This window comes from Rhodococcus sp. IC4_135 (genome assembly GCF_011602025.1).
In the GTDB taxonomy this organism is placed as follows: Bacteria; Actinomycetota; Actinomycetes; order Mycobacteriales; family Mycobacteriaceae; genus Rhodococcus_F; species Rhodococcus_F baikonurensis.
The window spans coordinates 125549-132554 of record NZ_JAAOLG010000016.1 but is presented as its reverse complement, the minus strand read 5'-3'; the positions used below and the strand labels follow the sequence as shown (position 1 = coordinate 132554).

The 7006-nt window shown below is 62.3% G+C and carries 7 protein-coding genes; 3 read left to right on the top strand and 4 right to left on the bottom strand.

Features of this window, described 5'->3' with window-relative positions:
- The 3 genes from G8767_RS24425 to G8767_RS24415 all read right to left on the bottom strand — a co-directional run.
- On the bottom strand, window positions 1-499 hold a 499-nt coding region (locus G8767_RS24425), incomplete at its 3' end, for a beta-ketoacyl synthase N-terminal-like domain-containing protein (protein ID WP_277346905.1).
- Window positions 496-1158, bottom strand: coding sequence for a 3-oxoacid CoA-transferase subunit B (locus tag G8767_RS24420; RefSeq protein ID WP_003941451.1), 663 nt, complete (start codon window positions 1156-1158; stop codon window positions 496-498). The genes G8767_RS24425 and G8767_RS24420, both read right to left, overlap by 4 nt.
- Window positions 1155-1922 (bottom strand): CoA transferase subunit A, encoded by a 768-nt coding sequence (locus G8767_RS24415; protein ID WP_172436629.1) that lies wholly within the window; start codon window positions 1920-1922, stop codon window positions 1155-1157. Before G8767_RS24415 ends, G8767_RS24420 begins: the two co-directional genes overlap by 4 nt.
- Window positions 1923-2089: 167 nt before the next feature.
- Between G8767_RS24415 and G8767_RS24410 the strand changes: the two genes are divergently transcribed.
- A complete protein-coding gene (locus G8767_RS24410; protein ID WP_095971793.1) occupies window positions 2090-2869 on the top strand; it encodes an IclR family transcriptional regulator in 780 nt (259 codons plus the stop codon).
- Here G8767_RS24410 and G8767_RS24405 read toward each other — a convergent pair.
- The gene (locus G8767_RS24405) at window positions 2866-3477 is read right to left on the bottom strand and encodes an XRE family transcriptional regulator (RefSeq protein ID WP_240952733.1); all 612 of its coding nucleotides are present in this window, start codon (window positions 3475-3477) and stop codon (window positions 2866-2868) included. The genes G8767_RS24410 and G8767_RS24405 overlap by 4 nt on opposite strands.
- 103 nt (window positions 3478-3580) lie before the next feature.
- On the opposite strand from G8767_RS24405, the gene G8767_RS24400 reads away from it, so the two are divergent.
- Both G8767_RS24400 and G8767_RS24395 read left to right on the top strand, forming a co-directional pair.
- Window positions 3581-4987, top strand: coding sequence for an MFS transporter (locus G8767_RS24400; RefSeq protein WP_166812311.1), 1407 nt, complete (start codon window positions 3581-3583; stop codon window positions 4985-4987).
- 109 nt (window positions 4988-5096) lie between these two features.
- The gene (locus G8767_RS24395; RefSeq protein WP_166812309.1) at window positions 5097-7004 is read left to right on the top strand and encodes an alkyl sulfatase dimerization domain-containing protein; all 1908 of its coding nucleotides are present in this window, start codon (window positions 5097-5099) and stop codon (window positions 7002-7004) included.
- The last annotated feature ends 2 nt before the right edge of the window (window positions 7005-7006 follow it).

The window sequence follows — 7006 nt, the reverse complement described above, 5'->3', positions numbered from 1 at the left end:
TGACTTGTTCGGTGAGCAGGCCCATGGCCTGGTCGGTGAAGATGTCGTGGAGGCCGTCGTAGGCCATGTGGTCGCGCAGGGTGACGTCGCCGTATTTGAAGCCTTCGCGGCTTTTTTCGAGCATGTGTGGTGCTCGGGACATCGATTCCTGCCCGCCGGCGACGACGATGTCGAATTCTCCGGCGCGGATGAGTTGGTCGGCGAGGGCGATGGCGTCGATGCCGGACAGGCACACTTTGTTGATGGTCAGGGCGGGCACGTTCATGGGGATGCCGGCGGCGACGGCGGCTTGGCGGGCGGGCATCTGGCCGGCGCCGGCGGTGAGGACCTGTCCCATGATGACGTAGTCGACGTGTTCGGGGGCGACTCCGGACTTGTCGAGGGCGCCTTTGATGGCGATGCCGCCGAGGTCGGACCCGGAGAGGTCTTTCAACGATCCGAGGAGTCGACCCATCGGGGTACGAGCTCCCGCAACAATCACAGTGGTCGTGTCGGTCATGCCAGTTCAACTTTCAGTTCGGTGCCGGTTGCGGCGACTACGTCTTCGACGCTGACATCGGGGGCGAGTTCACGCAGGACGAGTGGGCCGTCCTCACTCACGTCGATGACGGCGAGGTTGGTGATGATCCGATTCACCACGCCCTGGCCGGTGAGCGGCAGTGTGCAGGCGTCGACGATCTTCGGGTTACCGTCGCGGTCGTTGTGCTCCATGACGACGATGACACGACGGGCACCGTGGACCAGGTCCATCGCGCCGCCCATGCCCTTGACCATCTTGCCGGGGACCATCCAGTTGGCGAGGTCACCGGTCTTCGATACCTGCATGCCGCCGAGGACCGCGGTGTCGATGTGTCCGCCGCGAATCATCCCGAACGAGAGGGCCGAATCAAAATATGCTGCACCGGGATTGACGGTGACCGTCTCCTTGCCGGCATTGATGAGGTCAGGATCGACGTTGTCCTCGGTGGGATACGGTCCCGTTCCGAGAATTCCGTTCTCCGAGTGCAGGACCACGCGAACGTCCGAGCCCAGGTATCCGGGAATCAGTGTGGGAAGACCGATTCCGAGGTTGACGTACTCGCCGTCGATCATCTCGGCAGCCGCCCGTGCTGCCATCTGCTGGCGCGTCCAACCCGTCACTGTCACTGGTGCGGTCATCGTGTGGTTCCTTCCGAAGCGCTGACGGTTCGCTTTTCGATTCGCTTGTTCTGAGGTCCGGTGTGGACAACGCGCTGGACGAACACCCCAGGTAGATGCACTGACGCCGGGTCGATTTCACCGGGTTCGACGAGGCGTTCCACCTGCGCGATGGTGATGCGACCGGCCATGGCAGCGAGAGGGTTGAAGTTCATTGCGGTCTTGTCGAACACGAGGTTGCCGTCGGTGTCACCGAGAACAGCGTGTACGAGCGCGTAGTCGGCGTTGATCGCCTCTTCCATCACGTAGCGCTTGGTTCCGAAGACGCGAGTCTCCTTCGGAGGCGATGCAATAGCGATCGAGCCGTCGGCGTCGTAGCGCCATGGCATTCCGCCGTCGGAGATGGGGCTACCCACGCCGGCCGGTGTGAAGAACGCCGGGATTCCGGTTCCGCCGGCGCGCAGACGCTCGGCGAGCGTGCCCTGCGGCGTCAGTTCCACTTCGAGTTCGCCGGCCAGGTACTGCCGTGCGAACTCCTTGTTCTCGCCGACGTACGACGCGGTCACCCGCCGGATGCGTCCCGCGCTCAGCAAGATTCCGAGACCGTGATCGTCGACGCCGCAGTTGTTGGAGAACACTTCGAGGTCGGTTGCGCTCGTTGCTGCGATCGCGTCGATCAGTACGTCGGGTATGCCGCACAAACCGAATCCGCCGACGGCCAGCGTTGCGCCGTCGACGATGTCGGCGACTGCGTCCGCTGCGGACTCGTACACCTTTGCTGTCATGTTCTCTCCCTGCCAAGCGTTCATTGAGTAGACACTCACTCACTTCGGTATCCAGTGAACTATCTCCAGTTCACAGGTTCAAGGAATCTCGACCATCAATGCAGAACTGATCGGCTACTGATCATATGAAGAAACTTCGTTCACTCAATGGACGCTAGGATGGCTGCATGCCAACTCACGAGCAATCGCCGGCCATGGTCGCGCGGGTGGCGGCACTTCTGCGAGCTCTCGGCGCGTCCGAGCCAACGGGTACTTCCACCACGGAACTGGGCAAGGGCACCGGCCTCGCTCGCCCCACCGCGCATCGGCTCCTCACGTCTCTGGCTGCCGAAGGACTGGTCGACCGTGATGCGAGAACCGGTCGGTGGTCTCTCGGTCCGGAGTTGTACCTGCTGGGGGCGGCGGCGGGAAACAGGTACGACATCACCGACCGCGCTCGCGACGTCGTCGACGAACTTGCCCGGGTCACGGGGGAGAGCGCATTCCTGTCGGCACGTCGAGGTGACGAGACAGTCTGCGTCCTGAATCAGGAAGGCAGTTTTCCGCTGCGATCCCACGTGTTGCACGAGGGGAAGCGATTCCCGTTGGGAGTCGCGTCGGCCGGCCTTGCCATCTTGAGTCACCTACCGACGCGGGACGTCGACGACTATTTCGTCCGAGTGAATCTGGAACCGGAATGGGGCGAGATCCACAGTGAGACGTCAATCCGCGAGCGAATCGAGTCGACGCGTGTCACCGGCTACGCCGTCAATCCGGCCCTCATCGTCGAAGGAAGCTGGGGGATGGGTGCCGCGGTGTTCGACCGCAACGGTCGCCCGGCCTGGGCGCTGAGCCTGACCGGAGTGGAAACTCGCTTCCGGCCCGCACGCCATGCCGAGTTGGGAACGCTACTCCTCGAGCACGCTCATACACTGTCGAACCGACTGAAAACGCATGCAGTGAACTAGCTTTCGTGAACCAGATCTTGTGTAGTAGTCGTTTTCGCCGTCGTGCGCACATGCGCCTTCTCGCCTTGCGGGCCGAACAGATGCAAGATTTCCACCACCTGTTCATCGGCGGGCCCGAACCAATGGGGCTCGGCAGTGTCGAACTCCGCGACTTCACCGGGGCGCAGGACAACCTCGTTCGTACCCAGAATGAGACGCAGATTCCCGGCGAGGACGTAGAGCCATTCGTAGCCGGCGTGGGTGACGAGCTTCGGTGGACGTGGACCGATCACCTGCTTGAACACCTGCACGCGTCCGGGATAACGCGTCAACGGAACGACGGCACTGCCGTTCTTGCGTCGACTCGGAGTGAGGTGAACCCGGGGATCGCCCGTAGCGGGAGCGCCGACGAGTTGGTCCAGTGCAACCCGATGAGCTCGCGCGAGCGGTAACAGCAGATCGAGGGTCGGACGACGGTTACCCGATTCGAGGCGTGAGAGTGCGCTGACGGAGATACCGGTGGCCTCGGACAGCGCCTCGAGAGTCAACCCGCGATCGCGTCGAAGCGTGCGCAGCCTCGGTCCGATATCGGCGATCAACTGCTCGAATTCAGCATCCATGCTGTCCATCTTTGCAGTTTCTGCAAGTTTTCTAACGGGTTCGCAGGTGTGCGGGTGACGATCCTCGCGGCAGTCGAGCACGGCAGAACACTTCGAGAGATGGAGTCCGACCATGAAACCTTCGAGCGGGACCGACGAAACGCAAGTGATCGGACTTGATGCAGGGCGGCGATGGGGAGTCCTGGCGATCTGCTGCACGAGTCTGTTCGTCGTCGGGTTGGACACGACCATCGTGAACGTGGCCCTGCCGACGATCGGGGAGGGATTTCGTGTCGGAACCCGTGGTCTCGAATGGGTCGTCAACGCGTACACACTTGTGTTGGCGAGCTTGCTGATTTCGTCCGGAGCGGTGGCTGATCGTTTCGGCAGGAGACGAGTTTTTCAGATCGGCCTCGTTGTCTTCGGGGTGGCGTCGATCGCCTGCGCACTCGCTCCGTCCGTCGGGGTGCTGATCGTTGCGCGGATCTTCCAAGGCGTCGGCGGGTCGATGCTCAGCCCGGTTGCCCTCGCGATCGTGGTCAACGTGATGACCGACCCGAAGGAGCGTGCCAAGGCGATCGGGGTGTGGGCTGCCGTCTTCGGCCTGAGTATGGCGGCAGGTCCGATCGTCGGCGGGGTGCTCATCGAAAGTTTCGGTTGGCGATCGGTCTTCTGGATCAACGTGCCCGTGATCTTGGCCGTGCTCGCCCTGACTGCTGCGTTCGTACCGGAGTCCCGAGCGCAGCAGTCGCGACGTCTCGATCTTCCCGGTCAGCTGTTGCTGGTGATTCTTGTCGGCGGTGCGGTTGCCCTTCTGATCGAGGGTCCGCGAATCGGTTGGTTCTCTGCCGCGGCGACGGCCGGGTACGGCGTCGTCGCTGCAGCGTTGGTCGCGTTCATTCGCGTCGAATCACGAAAGCACGAGCCACTCATGGATCTCGCACTGTTTCGCCGACGGCCGTTTTCGTCGGCCGTGATCGGCGCGGTCGTGGTGTTCGTCGCCTTGAACGCGACGCTGCTGCTCGGCACGTTCTATCTCCAACACTCCCGCGGTATGAGTCCGGCCCTGGCCGGTGCGATCACCCTCCCGATGGCTGTTGCAGCAACGGTCTGCGCGCCGTTGTCCGGAATTCTCGTCGGGCGCTTCGGTCCGCGGCGGCCGCTACTGATCGCCGGTAGCTTCACGACACTCGGCGGGCTGTGCCTGGTCGCGCTCGACAACAACACGGCGATTCCGACGCTGTTGGCCGCCTACCTGTTCCTCGGTATCGGATTCGGGTTCTCGAATGCCCCCATCACCAACACTGCCGTCAACGGGCTGCCGAGATCGCAGGCCGGGCTTGCCGGTGGAATAACCTCCAGTGCACGCCAATTCGGCGCCGCTCTCGGTGTGGCGCTGGCAGGAGGGATCATCGGTGGCAGCGCCCCGGTGGATGTCGCGCAAGCATCGAGGCCGGGATGGATCCTGGTTGCCGGGTGTGGGCTCGCAGTCCTGGCGATTGCACTTGCATCTCGAAATTCCGAGGAACCGAACGGATAACCACCGAGCGTCCGCTCGAGCTTCACCCTGCGCGGGTGATTCCAAGTGTGTTCGCACCCGATACAGATGATGGGGTATCTGATCGACTCGTATCCGAGCGGGGAGTGCCATGTGCCAGACACCTAAGGACGCAACACCGGCCACGGTCACGGCGAATCGCGAAGCGCTTTCGCGGTATGCCATGGAGGACCGGCAAGATTTTGCCGATGCCGATCGCGGTCTGATCGCCCCGTTGCCGGGCAAGGTGGTGGCCGATGACGGGCACGTTGTCTTCGACCCCGAGGCAATGGCGTACATCGGTGACGACGTTCCGGCACCCGACACCGTCAATCCGAGCCTGTGGCGCCAGGGTCAACTGATGCGTCGTGGAGGGCTCTACCAGGTCACGGATCGTCTCTATCAGGTGCGAAACAACGATCTGGCCAATTTGACGGTTGTCGAAGGTGACGGGGGGCTGATCGTCATCGACTGCATGGCAGGGGTCGAATCGGCACGGCAGGGCATGAAGATGATTCGCGAGCACGTCAGCGACAAGCCTGTCGCGGCAATCATTTACACGCACACACATATCGATCACTACGGCGGCGTCAAAGGGATCGTCGACCTCGACGACGTGACGTCGGGGCGAGTGCCGATCATCGCGCCGGGCACGATCGCGTCGTTCGACAAGTTTGCAATCGGTGAAAACGTCGTCGCGGGAAATGCCATGGCGAGACGGTCCTTCTACGCATTCGGCGGGTTGCTCGACCTCGATGCCAAGGGGATGGTCACGTGCGGCATCGGCACGATCAGTACTCGAGGTCCACTGATTTCGTATATTTCTCCCACTGACAGCATCACGGAGACCGGAACCAAGCGCGAGATCGCCGGTCTGGAGTTCGAGTTCCTGTACGCCCCTGATACCGAGGCGCCGGAGGAGATGCACATCTGGATTCCGGAACTCGCGGCCCTGACGTGCGCCGAGAACGCCAACCACTCACTCCACAATATTCAGACGTTGCGTGGCGCGCGCACCCGCGACGCTCGGAACTTCGCTCGCTATCTGGACGAGACTCTCGAACGGTGGGGCGACGAAGCTGCGGTTCACTACGGACCGCACACCTGGCCGGTGTGGGGCAACGAGAACCTGGTTCCGTTCATCGAATCTCAAAGGGACACTTACAAGTACATTCACGATCAGGCGCTCCGCCTCGCGAACAAGGGGTACACGCCGCTCGAAGCCGCCGAGGTGATCGAACTGCCGGACGAGCTCGCGCGCAAGTGGTACAACCGCGGATACCACGGAACTCTGCACCACGACGTGCGCGCCGTGTACACCAAGGAACTGGGAATGTGGGACGGCGATCCGGTGACGCTTCATCCACATCCGCCGGTTGAATCGGCGAAGAGGTTCGTCGATCTCCTTGGCGCGCAGAAGATCCTGGACGAGGGTAAACGGGCCTTCGAGGCTGCGGACTACCGATGGGCGGCGGAGATTCTGCACAAGTTGGTTTTCGCGCAACCGGAGAACACCGAAGCGAGGAATCTCCAAGCCGACGTCTACGAGCAGATGGGTTATCAAGCCGAAGGGCCTCAGTGGCGTGGAATCTATCTCTCGGCCGCCCTGGAACTACGCGAAGGTGCCCAGCCTGCCCCGTATGTCACGGCGAGTCAGGACAGTGTCCTCGCGATGCCCATCGACATCCTCTTCGACTTCGTCGCAATACATCTCATCGGCGAGAAGGCAGCCGACGCGGACCTGCGCATCGATTTCGTGTTCACCGATCACAGCGACGAGGCATGGACCGTGTGGGTCAAGCGCGGCGTTCTCAACGCACGTAAGGGCGCGTCACCGAACACACCACTGACCGTCTCCGGTCCGAAAGCCGCACTGGTAGGTGCACTTCTACAGCCGGGTGCCGCCGCCCAACTGGCCAAGGTGGGGAAGATTTCGCTCGACGGAGACGGATCGGCGCTGGAGACGCTGGGAGGGTTACTGGACACTTTCGATCCCAGTTTCAATATCGTCACACCGTAACG

Excerpts from the sequence above, each read along its gene's own strand:
- G8767_RS24420 (WP_003941451.1), bottom strand. The coding sequence starts at position 1,158 with ATGACCGCACCAGTGACAGTGACGGGTTGGACGCGCCAGCAGATGGCA.
- G8767_RS24415 (WP_172436629.1), bottom strand. The coding sequence starts at position 1,922 with ATGACAGCAAAGGTGTACGAGTCCGCAGCGGACGCAGTCGCCGACATC.
- G8767_RS24410 (WP_095971793.1), top strand. The coding sequence starts at position 2,090 with ATGCCAACTCACGAGCAATCGCCGGCCATGGTCGCGCGGGTGGCGGCA.
- G8767_RS24405 (WP_240952733.1), bottom strand. The coding sequence starts at position 3,477 with ATGGACAGCATGGATGCTGAATTCGAGCAGTTGATCGCCGATATCGGA.
- G8767_RS24400 (WP_166812311.1), top strand. The coding sequence starts at position 3,581 with ATGAAACCTTCGAGCGGGACCGACGAAACGCAAGTGATCGGACTTGAT.
- G8767_RS24395 (WP_166812309.1), top strand. The coding sequence starts at position 5,097 with ATGTGCCAGACACCTAAGGACGCAACACCGGCCACGGTCACGGCGAAT.